The organism is Acuticoccus mangrovi (genome assembly GCF_016411865.1).
In the GTDB taxonomy this organism is placed as follows: domain Bacteria; phylum Pseudomonadota; class Alphaproteobacteria; order Rhizobiales; family Amorphaceae; genus Acuticoccus; species Acuticoccus mangrovi.
On the sequence record NZ_JAEKJA010000001.1, the window covers coordinates 224,997 to 241,391 of the forward strand.

Here is a 16,395-nt window from a genome sequence, read left to right on the forward strand (position 1 = left end):
TAATGTTGCAGCCGAAGCGGACCAAGTTCCGCAAGCAGCACAAGGGCCGCATCCATGGTGTGGCGAAGGGTGGGGTGGACCTCAACTTCGGCGCCTACGGCCTGAAGGCGATGGAGCCGGAGCGGGTCACCGCGCGGCAGATCGAGGCGGCCCGCCGGGCCATGACGCGTCACATGAAGCGTCAGGGCCGGGTGTGGATCCGCATCTTCCCGGACGTGCCGGTGTCGAAGAAGCCGACCGAGGTGCGCATGGGTAAGGGCAAGGGCTCGGTCGAATATTGGGCCGCGCGGGTGCACCCCGGGCGGATCATGTTCGAGATCGACGGCGTGTCGGAGGACGTGGCACGCGAGGCTCTGCGCCTTGCCAGCGCCAAGCTTCCCATCAAGACGCGCTTCGTCCAGCGCATTGCGGAGTAGGCCATGCGACCGGAAGAGATTCGGGCGAAGACGTCGGACGAGCTCGTCGACGAGCTTCGCGACCTGAAGAAAGAGCAGTTCAACCTTCGCTTCCAGCGTGCCACCGGGCAGCTGGAGAATACGGCGCGGGTTCGCACGATCCGCCGCGACATCGCGCGGATCAAGACCATCCTTGGCCAGCGCCGCGCGGAATCCGCTGCGGCGGCGGCCGAGTAAGGGGGCCAAGATGCCGAAGCGTACCCTCGAGGGCAACGTGATCCGCGACAAGGGCGACAAGACGATCGTCGTCCAGGTCGAGCGCCGGTTCTCGCACCCCCTCCTGAAGAAGACCGTTCGCCGGTCGAAGCACTACCACGCGCACGACGAGACCAATCGCTATCACATCGGTGATCGCGTGCGGATCGAGGAGTGCCGGCCGATCTCCAAGCTGAAGAGCTGGCGGGTCATCGGCGCGCTGACCCCTGCGGGTGAGCTCATCCGTGCGGATGCGGAGGCCCAGGCCGCCGCTGCCGCGGCGTCGGCGGCTGGTGCCGACAATGCCGAGATCGCCAAGGTGGCCGAGGCCGCCGCGGAGGCCGGGGGCGGGACGGCTTGACGGCCGTCCGCTCAGGACGAGGCGCCGACCGCGCCGGGGATTGACCAGGATCGCCAGGCACGGAGGACAACCGAGGCCGACGCGGTCTCAACGAAAGACGATAGTATGATCCAGATGCAAACTAACCTTAGCGTTGCCGACAATTCGGGCGCTCGTAGGGTCATGTGCATCAAGGTGCTGGGCGGCTCGAAGCGGAAATATGCTTCCGTCGGCGACATCATCGTGGTGTCGGTGAAGGAGGCTTCTCCGCGCGGGCGCGTCAAGAAGGGCGACGTGGCGAAGGCCGTGGTCGTGCGGACGGCGAAGGACATCAAGCGGCCCGACGGGTCGGTGATTCGCTTCGACGGCAACGCGGCGGTTCTCGTCAACAACAACAAAGAGCCCATCGGCACCCGCATTTTTGGCCCCGTGCCCCGCGAGCTTCGCGCCTCGAACCACATGAAGATCGTTTCGCTCGCGCCGGAGGTTCTCTAGATGGCCGCGAAAATCAAGAAGGGCGACCGGGTCGTGGTCCTCGCCGGACGCGACAAGGGCAAGACCGGCGAGGTCTTGTCGGTGTTGCCGAAGGAAGGCCGCGCCATCGTCTCCGGCGTCAACACGGTGCAGCGCCACCAGCGTCAGACGGCGCAGACCGAGGGCGGCATCATCGCCAAGGCCGCGCCGATCCAGCTGTCGAACCTCGCCTTCGCCGATCCGACGGACGGCAAGCCGACGCGCGTCGGCTTCCGGGTCAACGATGACGGCACCAAGGTGCGGTTCGCCAAGCGTTCGGGGGAGGTGATCGATGGCTGATGTGATGGATGCGGCCGAGACCACCGGTCTGCCGGAAGGCTACGAGCCGCGCTTCGCCAAGCTCTACCGCGAGAAGGTGGTGCCCGACCTCCAGGAGAAGTTCAACTACTCCAACGTCATGATGCTGCCGCGCATCGACAAGGTCGTCCTCAACATGGGCGTCGGCGAGGCGGTCAACGACACCCGCAAGGTGCAGTCGGCCATGCGCGACCTGGCGCTGATCGCCGGTCAGCAGCCGGTGATGACGCGGGCGAAGAACTCGATCGCGGGCTTCAAGGTCCGCGAGCAGATGCCGCTCGGCTGCAAGGTCACCCTGCGCCGGCAGAAGATGTACGAGTTCCTCGACCGCTTCGTGACCATCGCGCTGCCGCGGGTGAAGGACTTTCGCGGTCTCAACCCGAAGAGCTTCGACGGTCGCGGCAACTTCGCCTGCGGCGTGAAGGAGCACCTCGTGTTCCCCGAGATCATCTACGACAAGGTCGATCAGGTCTGGGGCATGGATATCATTGTGGCGACCACCGCCAAGACGGATGACGAGGCGCGCGAAATGCTGCGTCTGTTCAACTTTCCGTTCCGGACGTAAGGGGCGAGAATGGCCAAGAAGGGCAAGATCGAGAACAACGCGAAGCGGCGCAAGCTGGTTGACCAGTACGCTGCGAAGCGCGCGGAGCTTCTCGACATCACGAAGAACAAAGAGCTCCCGATGGAGGAGCGGTTCGCGGCGCAGCTGAAGCTCGCCGAGCTGCCGCGCAACTCTGCTCCGACCCGGGTGAAGAATCGTTGCGAGGTGACGGGCCGTCCCAAGGCCTATTACCGCAAGCTCAAGATGAGCCGTATCGCGCTGCGCGAGCTGGGCTCGGCCGGGAAGGTCCCCGGCCTGGTCAAGTCGAGCTGGTAAGGGGATCCGAGAATGAACTTGACCGATCCTCTCGGCGATATGCTGACCCGGATCCGCAACGCGCAGATGCGCAAGCGGTCGTCGGTGCAGTCTCCGGGCTCCAAGCTGCGCACCAACGTGCTCGACGTTCTGAAGGCCGAGGGTTATATTCGCGGCTACACCGTGACGACCCACGACAATGGGCGTTCCGAAATCGACATCGAGCTGAAGTACTACGACGGCACGCCCGTGATCCGCGAGATCAAGCGCGTGTCGAAGCCCGGTCGCCGGGTGTACTCGTCGGTGACGACGCTGCCGCGGGTGCGCGACGGCCTCGGCATCTCCATCCTGTCGACGTCGAAGGGCGTCATGAGTGAGCATCAGGCCCGCGACGAGAATGTCGGCGGCGAGGTGCTCTGCCAGATCTTCTAAGGGAGCGGGCATGTCACGAATTGGCAAGCTGGCGGTGCCGATCCCGAAGGGGGTCACCGCCAAGATCGACGGTCAGACGGTCACGGTGAAGGGACCGAAGGGGGAGCTCTCCTTCACGGTGCCCGATCTCGTGGCGGTGCAGGAGACCGACGGCGGCATCAAGGTCGACCCGGTGAAGGACGAGCAGAGGGCGCGCGCGATGTGGGGTCTCTCCCGCACCATGGTCGCGAACCTCGTCACCGGTGTGACGGACGGCTTCTCCAAGGCCCTCCAGATCAACGGCGTCGGCTATCGCGCCTCGGTGCAGGGCAAGGATCTGGTGCTCGCGCTCGGCTACTCGCACGACGTGAAGTATGCGATCCCCGACGGCATCGACATCAAGTGCCCGAAGCCGACGGAGATCGTCGTGTCGGGCATCGACAAGCAGCGTGTGGGCCAGGTCGCGGCCGAGATCCGCAAATGGCGTCCGCCGGAGCCCTACAAGGGCAAGGGCGTGAAGTATGCGGACGAGACCATCGTGCGCAAGGAAGGTAAGAAGAAGTGAGCCGGGAACGCATTCGCTCCGATCGGCGTCGCGCGCGCGTTCGCCGTCATCTCAAGGCGGCCGCTTATGGCCGCGCTCGCCTTTCCGTGTTTCGCTCGTCGCAGCACATCTACGCTCAGGTGATCGACGACGCCGCGGGGCGCACCCTCGCGTCCGCGTCGACGCTGGAGAAGGGGCTGAAGGACGAACTGAAGACCGGTGCCGACACGGCGGCGGCGGCGCGCGTGGGCGCGCTGATTGCCGAGCGGGCCAAGGCGGCCGGTGTCGAGAAGGTGATCTTCGACCGCGGCGGTCGGCTCTATCACGGCCGGCTCAAGGCTCTCGCGGACGCGGCCCGCGAGGCTGGTCTCGATTTTTAACACCCGGTGCAGCGGACAAACCGGACGACCGGGAAAGGGTTAAGTGATGGCTGAGGAACGCAGAGGTCGCGGACGGCGCGATCGCAGCGAAGAGGACAACGAGTTCACCGACAAGCTCGTCCACATCAACCGTGTGGCGAAGGTGGTGAAGGGTGGCCGGCGCTTCGGCTTCGCCGCTCTGGTCGTCGTGGGCGACCAGAAGGGGCGGGTCGGGTTCGGTCACGGCAAGGCGCGTGAGGTGCCGGAGGCGATCCGCAAGGCGACGGACTCGGCGAAGCGTTCGCTGATCCGCGTGCCGCTGCGCGAAGGCCGGACGCTGCACCACGACGTGGCGGGCCGCTGGGGCGCCGGCAAGGTGTTCCTGCGCGCGGCGCCGGCGGGTACCGGCATCATCGCCGGCGGTCCGATGCGTGCGGTGTTCGAGACGCTCGGCATCCACGACATCGTGGCGAAGTCGCTCGGCTCCTCGAACCCCTACAACATGGTCCGTGCCACCTTCGAGGCGCTGAAGGATCAGGATTCGCCGCGTTCCGTGGCGGCCCGTCGCGGGCTCAAGGTGTCGGCGCTGCAGGCGCGGCGCCGTGACGCCGACAGCGACGCCCCGGCCGAGGCGGACGCCGACAGCCAGGCGGAGATGGCCTGATGCCCGACTTTCGCGTGACCAAAGGGGCGGAGGCCGCGAAGGCGGCCGGCCGTCCGGTGATCACGGTCGAGCAGATCGGCAGCCCGATCCGCCGGCCCGACGTGCAGCGCCAGACCCTCAAGGGTCTCGGCCTCAACAAGATGCATCGCCGTCGCGTGCTGGAGGATACTCCGGCCGTGCGCGGGATGATCGGCAAGGTGCAGCACCTTGTCCGGATCGTGGAGGAGTAGATGAAGCTCTCCGATTTGCGGGACAATCCTGGCGCGGTGAAGTCGCGCCGCCGCCTCGGTCGAGGCATCGGCTCCGGCCGCGGCAAGACCGCCGGCCGTGGTGTGAAGGGTCAGAAGTCGCGTTCGGGCGTCGCCATCAAAGGCTTCGAGGGCGGGCAGATGCCCATCCACATGCGCCTGCCGAAGCGTGGCTTCAACAACATCTTCGCCAAGGACTTCAACATCCTGAGCCTCGGCAAGCTGCAGCAGGCCGTGGACGCCGGCAAGCTCGACGCGGGTGAGACCATCACCGTGGAGACGCTGGTGGCGGCCGGCCTCCTGCGCCGCAAGAAGGACGGTGTGCGGGTGCTCGCCGACGGCGAGCTGACGAGCGCCCTGAAGCTGCAGGTCGCGGGCGCCTCCAAGGCGGCCGTGGACGCGGTGGAGAAGGCGGGCGGCTCGGTCGAGAAGCTCGTGGTGAAGGCCGCCGCGGCGGAGTAGTTCACCGATCCGGCGCGGCGCTGCGCCGTGCCGATGGAGGTGTCGCCCGTCGCGTCCCTGTGAGGGTTTGCGGCGGGCGCTTGCGTTTCGGGTCGCGCGCCGTCACATGGAAGGGGCTGCCGGGGAGGGCCGCTTCTCCGCCCGTTTTCTTTCTTCGTTCGTCGCGACGGCACGCGGCATCGGTCATCCGGGACGAGGTCGTGACACCGTGCGACGTTTGCGCTAAGGCGCACGGATGTGACCGCCCGGGGGACGGCGCACCCGGAGCATCGGACAACATCGGAGCCACGAATGGCGTCAGCCGCCGAGCAACTTGCTTCCAATCTGAACTTCAAGGCGTTCGCCAAGGCGGACGAGCTGAAGAAGCGCATCTGGTTCACCCTGGGCGCGCTGGTCGTCTACCGTCTGGGCACCTACATCCCGCTGCCGGGCATCGATCCCGTGGCGCTGCAGCAGGCGTTCGACCAGGCCCAGTCGGGGCTGATCGGGCTGTTCAACGTGTTCGCCGGCGGCGCGGTGGGTCGTATGGCGATCTTCGCGCTCGGCATCATGCCCTACATCTCCGCCTCCATCATCATCCAGCTCCTCACCACCGTGGTGCCGAAGCTCGATGCGCTGAAGAAGGAGGGCGAGCAGGGCCGGAAGCAGATCAACCAGTACACCCGGTACGGCACGGTGATTCTCGCCACGGTGCAGGCCTACGGCATTTCCGTGGGGCTCGAGAGTGCGGGCGGCATCGTCACCGATCCGGGCTGGTTCTTCCGCTTCACGAGCGTCCTCACCCTCGTGGGCGGCACCATGTTCTTGATGTGGCTCGGTGAGCAGATCACCTCGCGCGGCGTCGGCAACGGCATCTCGCTGATCATCTTCGCGGGCATCATCGCCGAGCTGCCGGCGGCGGTGGCGGGCATGCTGGAGCTCGGCCGACAGGGCGCCCTGTCGACGCCGATCATCCTCCTCGTCATCCTCATGGCGGTGACGGTGATCGCGTTCATCGTGTTCGTGGAGCGGGCGCAGCGGCGGCTGTTGATCCAGTATCCGCGCCGTCAGGTGGGCAACCGCATGTTCCAGGGGGATTCGTCCCACCTGCCGCTGAAGCTCAACACCTCGGGCGTCATCCCGCCGATCTTCGCGTCCTCGCTGCTTCTCGTGCCGGCGACGCTGACGAGCTTCTCGCAGAGCTCGGGCGGCGGCATCGTCGGCACCATCCAGGCGCTGCTCGGGCACGGCCAGCCGCTCTACATGCTGGTCTACGCGAGCCTGATCATCTTCTTCTCCTTCTTCTACACGGCGATCGTGTTCAATCCGGCCGACACGGCGGATAACCTCAAGAAGCACGGTGGCTACATTCCCGGCATCCGGCCGGGCGAGCGCACGGCGCAGTACATCGATTATGTGCTGACGCGCATCACCGTGCTCGGAGCTGCATATCTGGTCATCATCTGTCTCATCCCAGAGTTCTTGATTTCAGCCACCGCGGTGCCGTTTTATTTCGGTGGCACATCGTTGCTGATCGTTGTGAGCGTGACGATGGATACCGTCGCGCAGGTCCAGGGCCATCTCCTGGCGCATCAGTACGAGGGGCTCGTGAAGAAGGCCAAGCTGAAGGGAAAACGCCGATGAGACTGATCCTCCTGGGCCCGCCGGGCGCCGGAAAGGGCACGCAGGCCAAGAAGCTCATGGCGAGCCAGGGCATTCCGCAACTGTCCACAGGTGACATGCTGCGCGCCGCCGTGAAGGCGGAAACGCCCGTCGGGCTCAAGGCGAAGGACATCATGGCCCGGGGCGACCTCGTCCCGGACGAAGTGGTGGTGCAGATCGTATCGGACCGGATCACCGAGCCCGATTGCGCCAACGGCTTCATCCTCGACGGCTTCCCCCGCACCGTGGCACAGGCCGAGGCGCTGGAGGTCATGCTCAAGGAGCACGGTCTCGATCTCGACGCCGTGGTCGAGCTCGAGGTGGACGAGGCGGCGCTCGCCGCGCGCGTCGAGAACCGCGTCCGCGAATCGGGCGGTGCGGTGCGCGACGACGACACCGTCGAGGCGCTCAAGCATCGGCTGTCGGTCTACCATGCGCAGACGGCGCCGCTCGTGGAGCATTACGGCAAGACGGGCAAGCTCGTATCTGTGGACGGTATGCAAGACATCGAGACCGTCGCCGCCGAAATTCAGGCGGTGCTTGCGGAAGCACAGGCGGCTGGATAAAAGCTTGACGCGGGTCTTGCACCGCGCTAGGCAGGCACCTTAACTGGAGGAGTCGCGGAGCATCGGTGCGGCCGCGCGTCCGGTTAGGGACCACACCCCACAGCGTCATGGCTGGCCCCGCCGTTGCCCACGGCGAAGCCAGCCTGTTGCTTGTTGTTGCGGCGGACAGGGGGTAGGGGTCCGTGATAGAATTCGGCCGGCAGCGGGACCGGCAGTGGAGGCAAAGTGGCTCGTATCGCAGGCGTTAACATTCCGACGAACAAGCGCGTCGTCATTGCGCTGCAGTATATTCATGGCATTGGGTCGGCAAAGGCGAATGAGATCATCGAGAAGGTGAACATCGCGCCGGAGCGCCGCGTGAATGAACTTTCCGACGCGGAAGTGCTTCATGTGCGCGAGGTCATCGACCGGGACTACATCGTGGAAGGCGACCTGCGTCGCGAGACGGCGATGAACATCAAGCGGCTGATGGATCTCGGCTGCTATCGCGGTCTGCGTCACCGCCGCGGTCTTCCGGTGCGTGGTCAGCGTACCCACACCAACGCGCGCACGCGCAAGGGTCCCGCGAAGCCGATTGCCGGCAAGAAGAAGTAATTTTTTCGAGCCGGCTCATCGAGAGCCGCAGCTCGCTGAAGTGAGGAACTGAATGGCGAAGGAAGCCACGCGCGTTCGGCGCAGGGAGCGGAAAAACATCACGTCGGGCATCGCCCACGTGAACGCGTCCTTCAACAACACGAAGATCACCATTACCGACGCGCAGGGCAACGCCATTTCGTGGTCGTCCTCGGGCGCCATGGGCTTCAAAGGCTCGCGCAAGTCCACCCCGTACGCCGCGCAGGTCGCCGCCGAGGACGCCGCCAAGAAGGCCTCCGAGCACGGCATGCGCACCCTCGAGGTGGAAGTGACGGGGCCGGGCTCCGGTCGCGAGTCCGCCCTGCGCGCGCTCCAGGCCGCCGGGTTCACCATCACCTCGATCCGTGACGTGACGCCGATCCCGCACAACGGCTGCCGCCCCCCCAAGCGCCGCCGCGTCTGACGCTTTCGTCGCGACCGCCCGAGACCATCCGGGTCGCGGGCAAACCATGAGGCAATCACCCGTGACGACCAACCAGAAGAATTGGCAGGAGCTGATTCGTCCCAACAAGCTCGACGTAACCCCCGGTTACGACCCGAAGCGCATCGGCACCGTCGTCGCCGAGCCGCTCGAGCGTGGCTTCGGTCTGACGCTGGGCAACGCCTTGCGCCGTGTGCTGTTGTCCTCGCTTCAGGGCGCGGCGGTGACGTCCGTCCAGATCGACGGCGTGCTGCACGAGTTCTCGTCCATGTCCGGCGTGCGTGAGGATGTCACCGATATCATCCTCAACGTCAAGGAAATCGCCGTCCGCATGTCGGGCGAGGGGCCGAAGCGCATGGTCCTGCGCAAGCAGGGCCCCGGCCAGGTGACGGCCGGCGACATCCAGACCGTGGGCGACGTGTCGATCCTCAACCCCGAGCACGTGCTCTGCACGCTCGACGAGGGGGCGGACATCCGCATGGAGTTCGCCGTCAACACCGGCAAGGGCTACGTCCCGGCCGATCGCAACCGGCCCGAGGATGCCGCCATCGGTCTCATCCCGGTGGACAGCCTCTACTCGCCGGTGCGCAAGGTGTCCTACCGGGTGGAGAACACCCGTGAGGGCCAGGTGCTCGACTACGACAAGCTCACCATGCAGGTGGAGACCGACGGCTCGCTGTCGCCGGAGGACGCTGTGGCCTACGCCGCGCGCATCCTGCAGGATCAGCTGTCGATCTTCGTGAACTTCGAGGAGCCGACCAAGCCCGAGGTTCAGGAGGACGTTCCGGAACTCGCCTTCAACCCGGCGCTGCTCAAGAAGGTGGACGAGCTGGAGCTTTCGGTGCGCTCCGCCAACTGCCTGAAGAACGACAACATCGTCTACATCGGCGACCTCATCCAGAAGTCCGAGGCGGAGATGCTCCGCACCCCGAACTTCGGCCGCAAGTCGCTGAACGAGATCAAGGAAGTCCTCGCGCAGATGGGGCTGCACCTCGGCATGGAAGTGCCGAACTGGCCGCCCGACAACATCGAGGAGCTGGCCAAGCGCTACGAGGACCACCACTACTGATCGTTTCGGGCCGCGACGGACACCCGCCGCGGCCTTCGCCGGCTCGCATGAGCCCGCGATGCGCGAACGCCGGAGCGCCCGGCATCATCCAACAAGGGGGACGCGATGCGTCACAAGAAGTCAGGTCGTAAGCTCAATCGCACGTCGAGCCACCGGTTGGCGATGTTCGCCAACATGTCGGCCTCGCTGATCAAGCACGAGCAGATCATCACGACGCTGCCGAAGGCGAAGGAACTGCGTCCCTTCGTGGAGCGCCTCGTGACACTCGCGAAGCGCGGCGATCTCCACGCCCGCCGTCAGGCCATCTCCAAGATCCGCGACAAGGACATGGTGGCGAAGCTGTTCGAGGTGATCGGCCCCCGCTACGCCGAGCGCAACGGCGGCTACACGCGCATCATGAAGGCGGGCTTCCGCTACGGCGACAACGCCGCCGTGGCGGTGATCGAGTTCGTCGACCGCGACGTCGAGGCGCGTGGCGCGGAAGATCGCGCCCGCCATGAGGCGGAGATGGAAGAGGCCGGCTGAGCCGCATCCTCAACGCTCGAGAATCGAAAAGGGGCCGCAGCGATGCGGCCCCTTCTTTTTTGCGCAGCGATGCGCGGCCGTCAGGCGGCCTGGCGGTTCACCTGGCCCATGGCGATCGCCGTGAGGCGCTGATCGGTCGCCTCCTCCTCCCGGAGCGTCTGGTTGAGGAGGGCGGCCGAGTCGGCGCGTCCGAGCCGCTGGGCCCAGGCGACGAGGGTGCCGTAGCGGCTGATCTCGTAGTGCTCCACGGCCTGCGCCGCGGCGAGCATCGCCGCATCGAGCACGGCTCCATCAGCGACCTCGCCGGCGACCGAGTGGGCCTCCTTGAGGATCCCGTCGATAGCGTCGCAGGTGACGCCCTTGGCGGTGACGCCGTGGAGCTCGAACACCTTCTCGAGCCGCGCGATCTGACCCTCGGTCTCGGCGAGATGGGAGGTGAAGGCTGACTTCAGGGCCGGGTCGACCGCCTGGTCGGCGAGCTTCGGCAGTGCCTTCGCGATCTGATGCTCCGCATAGTAGATGTCGCGGAGGGTATGGACGAAAAGGTCGTCCATCGTTCGGATGTCTTTGCTGAACAGACCCATCGGGGACTCTCCTCTGGTCTGACACCGGGCAACAAGAACGCGCTCGACATGGGCGCGACGCCAGGTGCGTTCAGAGGGAAAAACGCAATGCGGTGGAGGGTCGTTCCGCCGACGAGACCATGGGTGCCGGCCGGTCCGCGATGGCCTGGCGCCGTGCTGGGACGCCGAAGAGGGGAGAACGGGCCGCCAGCGCGGCCCGTCGATCGGGCTTAGCCGACGGGGCTCAGTTGAGCCGCTGGCGGACCGTGGAGATCGAGTCGTCGATCATCTTGGTGGCGACCGTGCCGCTCACCTTCTTCGCCAGGAGGTTGGCGGCGGCGGCGACGGCGAGGTCGGTGGCACGGCCACGGACCTCGGAGATCGCCTGGCTCTCGGCGTGAGCGATCTTCGCCTCGGCGGCCTTCGTGCGGCGCTCCACCATGTCCTTGAGCTTCTCGCTCGCTTCCTCGGTCATGCGGCGCGCTTCCTTGCGGGCCTCTTCGAGGATCGCTTCGGCCTCGGCTTCGGCGTCGCGACGACGGCGCTGGTACTCGGCGAGAAGGGCCAGAGCCTCCTCCCGGCTCTTGCGCGCCTCGTCGAGCTCGGTGCGGATCCGATCGGTCCGCGTATCGAGCATGGCGAGGATCTTGCGCGGGGCGCCGACGGCGACGACGACCACGAAGAAGAGGACGAGGCCGATGAAGGCCCAGAAAGTATCGGTACTAAACATTCTTGGCCTCCGCCTTCTTCACGGCGGCTTCGGCTTCCTTGGCGCTCGCCGGAGCCTTGCTGAGAAGCCCCACGATCTCCTGCGTCGCCTCCACCGCGATGGTGGTGACGTCCGCGAGGGCGGCGTCGCGACGGGCGGCGATCTCCGTCTCCGCTTCGGCGATGCGAGCGGCGAGGGTCGCCTCCGTCTCGGCCTGCTGGCGCGCCTGCTCGGCCTTGATCGCCTCACGCCGTTCCTGCGCGATGGCGTAGGCGTTGTGACGCGCAGTGGCGAGCTCGCTCTCGTAGGCGGCGATCACCTCGTCGGTCTCGCGGGCGAGGCGGCTCGCCTCGCCGAGATCGCTGGCAATCCGATCGCGCCGGTCCTCGATGATTCCGCCAACCTTCGGCACCACCAGCCGGTTGACGAAGAAAAAGAGGATACCGAACGCGATCGCGAGCCAGAAGAGGTGCGAGGGGAAGGCGTTGACGTCGAACGGCGGGAACAGGCTTTCCGAGCCGCTGCCCCCGTGAAGGGGGACGTCCACCTGGGCGTGCTGTGACGGCAAGGGGACCTCGACATTGTGGCCGGCAGCGGGCGTCGCGTGGCCACCGTCGGACGTTGCCTGTGCCAAGACGATCGACATCACGGTGCTGTCTTCTCGCTTAGACGGCGAAGAGGAGGAGGAGGGCGATCAGCAGCGAGAAGATGCCGAGCGCTTCCGTCACCGCGAAGCCGAAGATGAGCCGGCCGAACTGACCGTCGGCAGCGGACGGGTTGCGCAGGGCACCGGAGAGATAGTTGGCGAACATGTTGCCGAGGCCCATCGCGGTGAAGCCGAGGCCGAAACAGGCCAGACCGGCACCAAGATAACGGGCAGCTTCCGCTTCCATGGGGGGCTCCTTGAGATTGCGCGTTCAGTTCTGCGCTTGGGGAAGATTAGTGGTGGGGGTGCACTGCATCGTTCAGATAGATGCAGGTGAGCACGGCGAAGACGTAGGCTTGAAGGCCCGCGACGAGGAATTCCAGCGCGGTGATGGCGAGCGTCATGCCGAGCGGCAGGACGGCGCCGATCACGCCGACGGCGCCGAACGCGCTCATCGACACCACGAAGGCGGCGAACACCTTCAGCATGATGTGGCCGGCGAGCATGTTGGCGAAGAGACGGACGGAGAGGCTGATCGGCCGCGACAGGAAGGAGATCACCTCGATCGCCGACACCAGCGGGACGATGTAGGCCGGCACGCCCGAGGGCACGAACACGCCGAAGAAGGACAGGCCGTGCATGCGCAGCCCGGCGATCACCACCGTCAGGATCACCACCATCGCCAGCGCGAAGGTCACGATGAGCTGGCTGGTGATGGTGTAGAAATAGGGGAACATGCCGAGGAGGTTCGCGATCAGCACGAACATGAACAGCGAGAACACCAGCGGGAAGAAGCGCATGCCGCCGGCGCCGGCCGAGGATCGCAGCATGTTGCCGGAGAACTCGTAGGCGAGCTCGGCGACGTTCTGCCAGCGTCCCGGCACCAGGGCGCGGCGGTTGGTCGGCAGAAGCATCAGCGCGATGGTGAGCGCGGTCGCCACCAGCATGAACAAGGAAACGTTGGTGAAAGACAGGTCCACACCGCCGACATCGATGTCGATCAGCGGCTTAACTTCGAACTGGTGGATGGGGTCGAGCCCGCCGCCTTCTGTCGCCACGTATTGGTCCCGTCGGTTAGCTGCTCCGGCGGAGCAAAATGCGATTGTGCGGATGCGTCAGCGCCCGTCGTGGGGTCTCTTGCCGATTTGCGGCGATTGAATCAAGCCCGCTGATCGCAAAACATTGAGGACCCCGGCCGCAAAGCCCAGAAGAAGGAAGACGATCATCAGCCAGGGCGTGGTTCCGAGCCCCCAATCGGCGAGATAACCGAGGGCGAGGCCGACGACGATGGCGCTGATGAATTCCGTCGAGAGGCGAAAAGCCGCGGCATAGCCGGCCATGGACGAGCGCTGCTCGCGCGCCTTCTCGGCCTCTTCGGCCTGCTTGTGGGCGGCGAGCTGCCGTTTCAGCCGCTCGCGCCGTTCTTCGAAATCGTCCTCAGCCATCCTACTGCCGTGTCAGCCTGAAATAACCGCCCCCGCAATAGGCATTGTAGAGCGTGCCGTCCGCCTGGCCATTCTGGATCCGGGCGTTGATCCACGTCTCATGGTTGGGGGGTGGCGAGATGCCGCTGCGCGACAGGCTGATGCTGCCGTCCGCACCCACGTCGCCGCGCCAGGAGCGGTTGTCGCTGTAGAAGGTGATGACGCCGTTGCGCACGGTGACGTTGAACTCGTAGCGGCTGAGGCAGGACCGGTTGGGGCTCTTGCGGCCGCGGTCGGTGTAGCCGCGGGTGCCGAGATAGTTTCCGTCCGGCGAGGGTGGGGTGAGATTTGCGAGGCGTTGTCGGGCGATCAGCGCCTCGGCCGGGCATTGGCCGCTGGAGCGCTGCACGAATCGCTCCAGCGCGGCCTTGTCGTTGCCGAGCGAGGCGAGCGAATCGCGGCAGAAGCTGAGCCGCTGCAGCCGGTCGATGCTGCTCGTCGCCTCCTTGCCCACCCACGACAGCTCGAAGCCGAAGGTCGAATCGCACTGGCGATAGCGCGAGATCGCGTCGCGCGGGTCGCTGTCCTCGACGCGGCCGGCCTCGTGCAGGCACTGGGTGGCGAGCTGCTCTAGCCGAGCCTTCGCGCTCCACACCCCGCTGGAGCAGTCGGAGTGGGTGTCGATGAAGTTGAAGAGGCCCGCGGTGTCCGTCGCGTCGATCCGGTCGAAGTCGCGGGTGCAGCGCGCGGCGTCGAGGCTCGCGCGTGCCTCCCTCACCTCCGGGCACTCGGGGCGGCTCGCCACGAAATCCTCGAGGCCGGCGGTGCCGCGACGCTGCGCCTCGCGGGCGGCGACGGCGCAGGGGACCCGATCGAGCCCGTCGAGAGTGTCGTCGATGCGGGCGAGGGCGGCTTCGGAGAGCTGGGTGCCGAACGCCTGGCGCAGCGCCGTCAGCTCGGTGCGGACTTGCTGGCGTTCGGCGTCGGAGGCGACGGCGTCGGCGGCGGCCATGGCGTCGGCGATTCGCTGGTCGCGCTGGGCCGTCGCCTCGGCCCGCTGCGGGCAGGTGGGTGATTCGGCGATGAAGCGGGCGAGCGGCGCCGGGTCGTCGACGGCGCGCGCGTCGGCATAGGAGGCACGGCAGGCCTCGGCCATCGCGACCTCCGCGTCGGCCTTGGCCGCGGCGTCGGCGGCGAACGGGCACTCGGCGAGGCCGGGCGGGATGGTGCCGCCGGAGAGGGCGGCCTCGCCCGCGGCGCAGACGTCGGCGCGGGCGGCGGCGACGGCGGCCGGGTCGGCCTCGACGCAGGCGCGCGCTGCGGCCTCGTAGGCGGCGATGGGCTCGAGGCTGCCGGACGAGAGCGCCGCCTCGCGCGCCTTGGCGAGATCGGCGCTGCAGTCGGCCTCGGGCGGCAGGCCGCACGCCGCGCCCGTCGAATCGGCAAGGCATCGGCAGGCGGGCGAATCGGCCGTGCCGTCACCGACGCAGGCCCTGACGATCTCCGCCGGCGCGCAGATCTCGTCGAAGGCGGCGATCCGGTCGTAAGCGTTGCGCTCCAGGAGGCGGCCCACCATGGTGGTTGCCGCCTCGCAGCGCCGCCGCTTGTTGGCGAGCTCGTCGCGCATGGTCACGAGCTCGGCGAGGTAGGGGCGGCAGGCGTCGCCGCACTCGTCCATGAAGCGAACGAGCTCCTCGTGGAGGGTCCGCAGGGCGGCCATGTCGTGGCGATCGACCTCCTCGGTGCGGTCGCGGAAGTCCTGCACCTCGAATTCGATCAGGATGTTCGGCTCGGGCGCCGGCGCCTTGTAGAGGGCGAAGAGGGGGGAGTCGGTGATCGCCGTCGCCTGGGGTCGCTGATTGCCTTTGGAGAGGGCGCGAGCACGGGCGGGAACGGAGACCGAGAGCCAGCTCGCCATCTCGTCGAGCGTGACCGTGCCGTCGCTGTTGCCCGTCGCGGCGTCGGCGCGGCCGGTGATGCCCTTCACCAGCGCGTCGGTGAAGAGGCCCTGGCCGCGTTCCTCGTCCCAGTAGGCGGGTGTGTCGGCGCCGGCCGCGGCGAAGGTGATGACGTCGTGCGAGGATTCGGGCGGGTCGAGGCCCACCGGCGGGGCGATCATCGGGCCCATGGTGTTGCTCAGCGACTGGCCGTCGTTGGTTTCGCCAGAGAAGCAGCTTTCGAGGAAGAGCACCACGCGGCCCTCAGGAAAGCGCGCCTTCTGGAAGGCGTCGAGGTTCGCGATCAGCGTGTCGTAGGAATAGGCGGTCTGGCTCAGTGCGTTGGGGCGCGAGTTCCGGGCGAGCAGGAAGCCCTCCGATTCGGCGGCCGACGAGGTGCCGGCGGCGCGCAGGTCGCGCGAGCCGTGGCCGACGAAGTAGACGAAGAGCTCGGCGTCGGGCTGGGTGATGTCGAGGCCGCCGAAATCGCCCGGCGCTCCGCTCTCGAAGCCGAAGGCGGCCAGGAGGTCCACCGCGTCGGGATCACTGATGCGGCGGATATGGGCTTCGGGCACGAAGAGCACGTCGCGCATCGCGCGTTCGACCGCGTCGAGATTCTCCTTCACGAACTTCACCGGCGGGGTGTGGGTGTAGGCGCCGACGCCGACGAGGAGGGCGTAGCGCTTGTCGCCGGCGGCGATCGCCTCGCGGATCGCACTGCCTTCAGCGAAGGCGGGAGCGACGAGGGCGGGGACGGCGAGGCAAAGGGCGACGAGGAGGAGGACAGCGCGACGGAGGAGATGGCCTGTGCAGCTTCGGGTCATGATGCGAACCTCTGGTGGCCGCTGGAGGGGGCCTCGTTTCTGTCGTGGGCCACGCGCCCGGCGGGCGCG

At 66.9% G+C, this 16,395-nt stretch carries 25 protein-coding genes and 1 pseudogene; 19 read left to right on the plus strand and 7 right to left on the minus strand.

Features of this window, described 5'->3' with window-relative positions:
* Positions 1-2 precede the first annotated feature (2 nt).
* From rplP to rplQ, 19 genes and pseudogenes are all read left to right on the plus strand, one after another.
* On the plus strand, positions 3-416 hold the full coding sequence (gene rplP / locus JCR33_RS01020) for a 50S ribosomal protein L16 (protein WP_198880141.1): 414 nt from the start codon (positions 3-5) through the stop codon (positions 414-416).
* Between the two features lie 3 nt (positions 417-419).
* Complete coding sequence (rpmC, locus tag JCR33_RS01025) at positions 420-632, plus strand: 50S ribosomal protein L29 (protein WP_198880142.1); 213 nt, start codon at positions 420-422, stop codon at positions 630-632.
* Between the two features lie 10 nt (positions 633-642).
* Positions 643-888: pseudogene (gene rpsQ / locus JCR33_RS24775) on the plus strand (30S ribosomal protein S17); the annotation flags it as partial.
* A 228-nt stretch (positions 889-1,116) separates the two neighbouring features.
* Positions 1,117-1,485 carry a 50S ribosomal protein L14 gene (gene rplN / locus JCR33_RS01035; protein WP_198880144.1) on the plus strand — a complete coding sequence of 123 codons (369 nt, stop codon included), beginning with the start codon at positions 1,117-1,119 and terminating at the stop codon, positions 1,483-1,485.
* Positions 1,486-1,803, plus strand: a complete 318-nt coding sequence (gene rplX, locus JCR33_RS01040; RefSeq protein WP_198880145.1) for a 50S ribosomal protein L24 — start codon at positions 1,486-1,488, stop codon at positions 1,801-1,803.
* Positions 1,804-1,807: 4 nt separating this feature from the next.
* Entirely contained in the window at positions 1,808-2,386 is a 579-nt protein-coding gene (rplE, locus tag JCR33_RS01045; RefSeq protein WP_198880544.1) for a 50S ribosomal protein L5, read from the plus strand.
* 9 nt (positions 2,387-2,395) lie between these two features.
* Positions 2,396-2,701, plus strand: a complete 306-nt coding sequence (gene rpsN, locus JCR33_RS01050; RefSeq protein ID WP_198880146.1) for a 30S ribosomal protein S14 — start codon at positions 2,396-2,398, stop codon at positions 2,699-2,701.
* 12 nt (positions 2,702-2,713) lie between these two features.
* A complete protein-coding gene (gene rpsH / locus JCR33_RS01055) occupies positions 2,714-3,112 on the plus strand; it encodes a 30S ribosomal protein S8 (protein ID WP_198880147.1) in 399 nt (132 codons plus the stop codon).
* 10 nt (positions 3,113-3,122) lie between these two features.
* Positions 3,123-3,656, plus strand: coding sequence for a 50S ribosomal protein L6 (rplF, locus tag JCR33_RS01060; protein ID WP_198880148.1), 534 nt, complete (start codon positions 3,123-3,125; stop codon positions 3,654-3,656).
* The gene (gene rplR, locus JCR33_RS01065) at positions 3,653-4,015 is read left to right on the plus strand and encodes a 50S ribosomal protein L18 (RefSeq protein ID WP_198880149.1); all 363 of its coding nucleotides are present in this window, start codon (positions 3,653-3,655) and stop codon (positions 4,013-4,015) included. The genes rplF and rplR overlap by 4 nt, the downstream gene beginning before the upstream one ends.
* Positions 4,016-4,061: 46 nt before the next feature.
* A complete protein-coding gene (gene rpsE, locus JCR33_RS01070; protein ID WP_198880150.1) occupies positions 4,062-4,658 on the plus strand; it encodes a 30S ribosomal protein S5 in 597 nt (198 codons plus the stop codon).
* A complete protein-coding gene (gene rpmD, locus JCR33_RS01075; RefSeq protein WP_198880151.1) occupies positions 4,658-4,888 on the plus strand; it encodes a 50S ribosomal protein L30 in 231 nt (76 codons plus the stop codon). The genes rpsE and rpmD overlap by 1 nt, the downstream gene beginning before the upstream one ends.
* Positions 4,889-5,368, plus strand: a complete 480-nt coding sequence (rplO, locus tag JCR33_RS01080; RefSeq protein WP_198880152.1) for a 50S ribosomal protein L15 — start codon at positions 4,889-4,891, stop codon at positions 5,366-5,368.
* 291 nt (positions 5,369-5,659) lie between these two features.
* Entirely contained in the window at positions 5,660-6,991 is a 1,332-nt protein-coding gene (gene secY, locus JCR33_RS01085) for a preprotein translocase subunit SecY (protein WP_198880153.1), read from the plus strand.
* Positions 6,988-7,575, plus strand: coding sequence for an adenylate kinase (locus tag JCR33_RS01090; RefSeq protein ID WP_198880154.1), 588 nt, complete (start codon positions 6,988-6,990; stop codon positions 7,573-7,575). Before secY ends, JCR33_RS01090 begins: the two co-directional genes overlap by 4 nt.
* 225 nt (positions 7,576-7,800) lie before the next feature.
* Positions 7,801-8,169: a 30S ribosomal protein S13 gene (gene rpsM, locus JCR33_RS01095; protein WP_198880155.1), complete on the plus strand. Its 369-nt coding sequence runs from the start codon at positions 7,801-7,803 to the stop codon at positions 8,167-8,169.
* A gap of 52 nt (positions 8,170-8,221) precedes the next feature.
* Positions 8,222-8,611, plus strand: a complete 390-nt coding sequence (gene rpsK / locus JCR33_RS01100) for a 30S ribosomal protein S11 (protein ID WP_075219881.1) — start codon at positions 8,222-8,224, stop codon at positions 8,609-8,611.
* 61 nt (positions 8,612-8,672) lie between these two features.
* Positions 8,673-9,698: a DNA-directed RNA polymerase subunit alpha gene (locus JCR33_RS01105; RefSeq protein WP_332461089.1), complete on the plus strand. Its 1,026-nt coding sequence runs from the start codon at positions 8,673-8,675 to the stop codon at positions 9,696-9,698.
* Positions 9,699-9,803: 105 nt separating this feature from the next.
* Positions 9,804-10,223, plus strand: coding sequence for a 50S ribosomal protein L17 (gene rplQ / locus JCR33_RS01110; RefSeq protein ID WP_198880157.1), 420 nt, complete (start codon positions 9,804-9,806; stop codon positions 10,221-10,223).
* An 80-nt stretch (positions 10,224-10,303) separates the two neighbouring features.
* Here the strand turns inward: rplQ and JCR33_RS01115 are convergent, their stop codons facing one another.
* From JCR33_RS01115 to JCR33_RS01145, 7 genes are all read right to left on the minus strand, one after another.
* The gene (locus tag JCR33_RS01115) at positions 10,304-10,807 is read right to left on the minus strand and encodes a YciE/YciF ferroxidase family protein (protein WP_198880158.1); all 504 of its coding nucleotides are present in this window, start codon (positions 10,805-10,807) and stop codon (positions 10,304-10,306) included.
* A gap of 223 nt (positions 10,808-11,030) precedes the next feature.
* Positions 11,031-11,516 carry a F0F1 ATP synthase subunit B family protein gene (locus JCR33_RS01120; RefSeq protein WP_198880159.1) on the minus strand — a complete coding sequence of 162 codons (486 nt, stop codon included), beginning with the start codon at positions 11,514-11,516 and terminating at the stop codon, positions 11,031-11,033.
* The gene (locus JCR33_RS01125) at positions 11,509-12,141 is read right to left on the minus strand and encodes a F0F1 ATP synthase subunit B (RefSeq protein WP_198880160.1); all 633 of its coding nucleotides are present in this window, start codon (positions 12,139-12,141) and stop codon (positions 11,509-11,511) included. The genes JCR33_RS01120 and JCR33_RS01125 overlap by 8 nt, the downstream gene beginning before the upstream one ends.
* Before the next feature lie 19 nt (positions 12,142-12,160).
* Positions 12,161-12,388: a F0F1 ATP synthase subunit C gene (locus JCR33_RS01130; RefSeq protein ID WP_198880161.1), complete on the minus strand. Its 228-nt coding sequence runs from the start codon at positions 12,386-12,388 to the stop codon at positions 12,161-12,163.
* 46 nt (positions 12,389-12,434) lie between these two features.
* Positions 12,435-13,199: a F0F1 ATP synthase subunit A gene (locus JCR33_RS01135; RefSeq protein WP_198880162.1), complete on the minus strand. Its 765-nt coding sequence runs from the start codon at positions 13,197-13,199 to the stop codon at positions 12,435-12,437.
* A gap of 57 nt (positions 13,200-13,256) precedes the next feature.
* Positions 13,257-13,586, minus strand: a complete 330-nt coding sequence (locus tag JCR33_RS01140) for an AtpZ/AtpI family protein (RefSeq protein ID WP_198880163.1) — start codon at positions 13,584-13,586, stop codon at positions 13,257-13,259.
* Position 13,587: 1 nt separating this feature from the next.
* The gene (locus JCR33_RS01145; RefSeq protein WP_198880164.1) at positions 13,588-16,326 is read right to left on the minus strand and encodes a caspase family protein; all 2,739 of its coding nucleotides are present in this window, start codon (positions 16,324-16,326) and stop codon (positions 13,588-13,590) included.
* Between the last annotated feature and the right edge of the window lie 69 nt (positions 16,327-16,395).

Coding starts and splice junctions, on each gene's coding strand:
- rplF (WP_198880148.1), top strand. CDS start 3,123: ATGTCACGAATTGGCAAGCTGGCGGTGCCGATCCCGAAGGGGGTCACC.
- rpsN (WP_198880146.1), top strand. CDS start 2,396: ATGGCCAAGAAGGGCAAGATCGAGAACAACGCGAAGCGGCGCAAGCTG.
- rplQ (WP_198880157.1), top strand. CDS start 9,804: ATGCGTCACAAGAAGTCAGGTCGTAAGCTCAATCGCACGTCGAGCCAC.
- rplX (WP_198880145.1), top strand. CDS start 1,486: ATGGCCGCGAAAATCAAGAAGGGCGACCGGGTCGTGGTCCTCGCCGGA.
- rpmD (WP_198880151.1), top strand. CDS start 4,658: ATGCCCGACTTTCGCGTGACCAAAGGGGCGGAGGCCGCGAAGGCGGCC.
- rplE (WP_198880544.1), top strand. CDS start 1,808: ATGGATGCGGCCGAGACCACCGGTCTGCCGGAAGGCTACGAGCCGCGC.
- JCR33_RS01120 (WP_198880159.1), bottom strand. CDS start 11,516: ATGTTTAGTACCGATACTTTCTGGGCCTTCATCGGCCTCGTCCTCTTC.
- rpsH (WP_198880147.1), top strand. CDS start 2,714: ATGAACTTGACCGATCCTCTCGGCGATATGCTGACCCGGATCCGCAAC.
- secY (WP_198880153.1), top strand. CDS start 5,660: ATGGCGTCAGCCGCCGAGCAACTTGCTTCCAATCTGAACTTCAAGGCG.
- JCR33_RS01115 (WP_198880158.1), bottom strand. CDS start 10,807: ATGGGTCTGTTCAGCAAAGACATCCGAACGATGGACGACCTTTTCGTC.
- JCR33_RS01140 (WP_198880163.1), bottom strand. CDS start 13,586: ATGGCTGAGGACGATTTCGAAGAACGGCGCGAGCGGCTGAAACGGCAG.
- JCR33_RS01130 (WP_198880161.1), bottom strand. CDS start 12,388: ATGGAAGCGGAAGCTGCCCGTTATCTTGGTGCCGGTCTGGCCTGTTTC.
- rpsE (WP_198880150.1), top strand. CDS start 4,062: ATGGCTGAGGAACGCAGAGGTCGCGGACGGCGCGATCGCAGCGAAGAG.
- rpsK (WP_075219881.1), top strand. CDS start 8,222: ATGGCGAAGGAAGCCACGCGCGTTCGGCGCAGGGAGCGGAAAAACATC.
- JCR33_RS01090 (WP_198880154.1), top strand. CDS start 6,988: ATGAGACTGATCCTCCTGGGCCCGCCGGGCGCCGGAAAGGGCACGCAG.
- rplN (WP_198880144.1), top strand. CDS start 1,117: ATGATCCAGATGCAAACTAACCTTAGCGTTGCCGACAATTCGGGCGCT.
- rplP (WP_198880141.1), top strand. CDS start 3: ATGTTGCAGCCGAAGCGGACCAAGTTCCGCAAGCAGCACAAGGGCCGC.
- rplO (WP_198880152.1), top strand. CDS start 4,889: ATGAAGCTCTCCGATTTGCGGGACAATCCTGGCGCGGTGAAGTCGCGC.
- rpmC (WP_198880142.1), top strand. CDS start 420: ATGCGACCGGAAGAGATTCGGGCGAAGACGTCGGACGAGCTCGTCGAC.
- JCR33_RS01145 (WP_198880164.1), bottom strand. CDS start 16,326: ATGACCCGAAGCTGCACAGGCCATCTCCTCCGTCGCGCTGTCCTCCTC.
- JCR33_RS01125 (WP_198880160.1), bottom strand. CDS start 12,141: ATGTCGATCGTCTTGGCACAGGCAACGTCCGACGGTGGCCACGCGACG.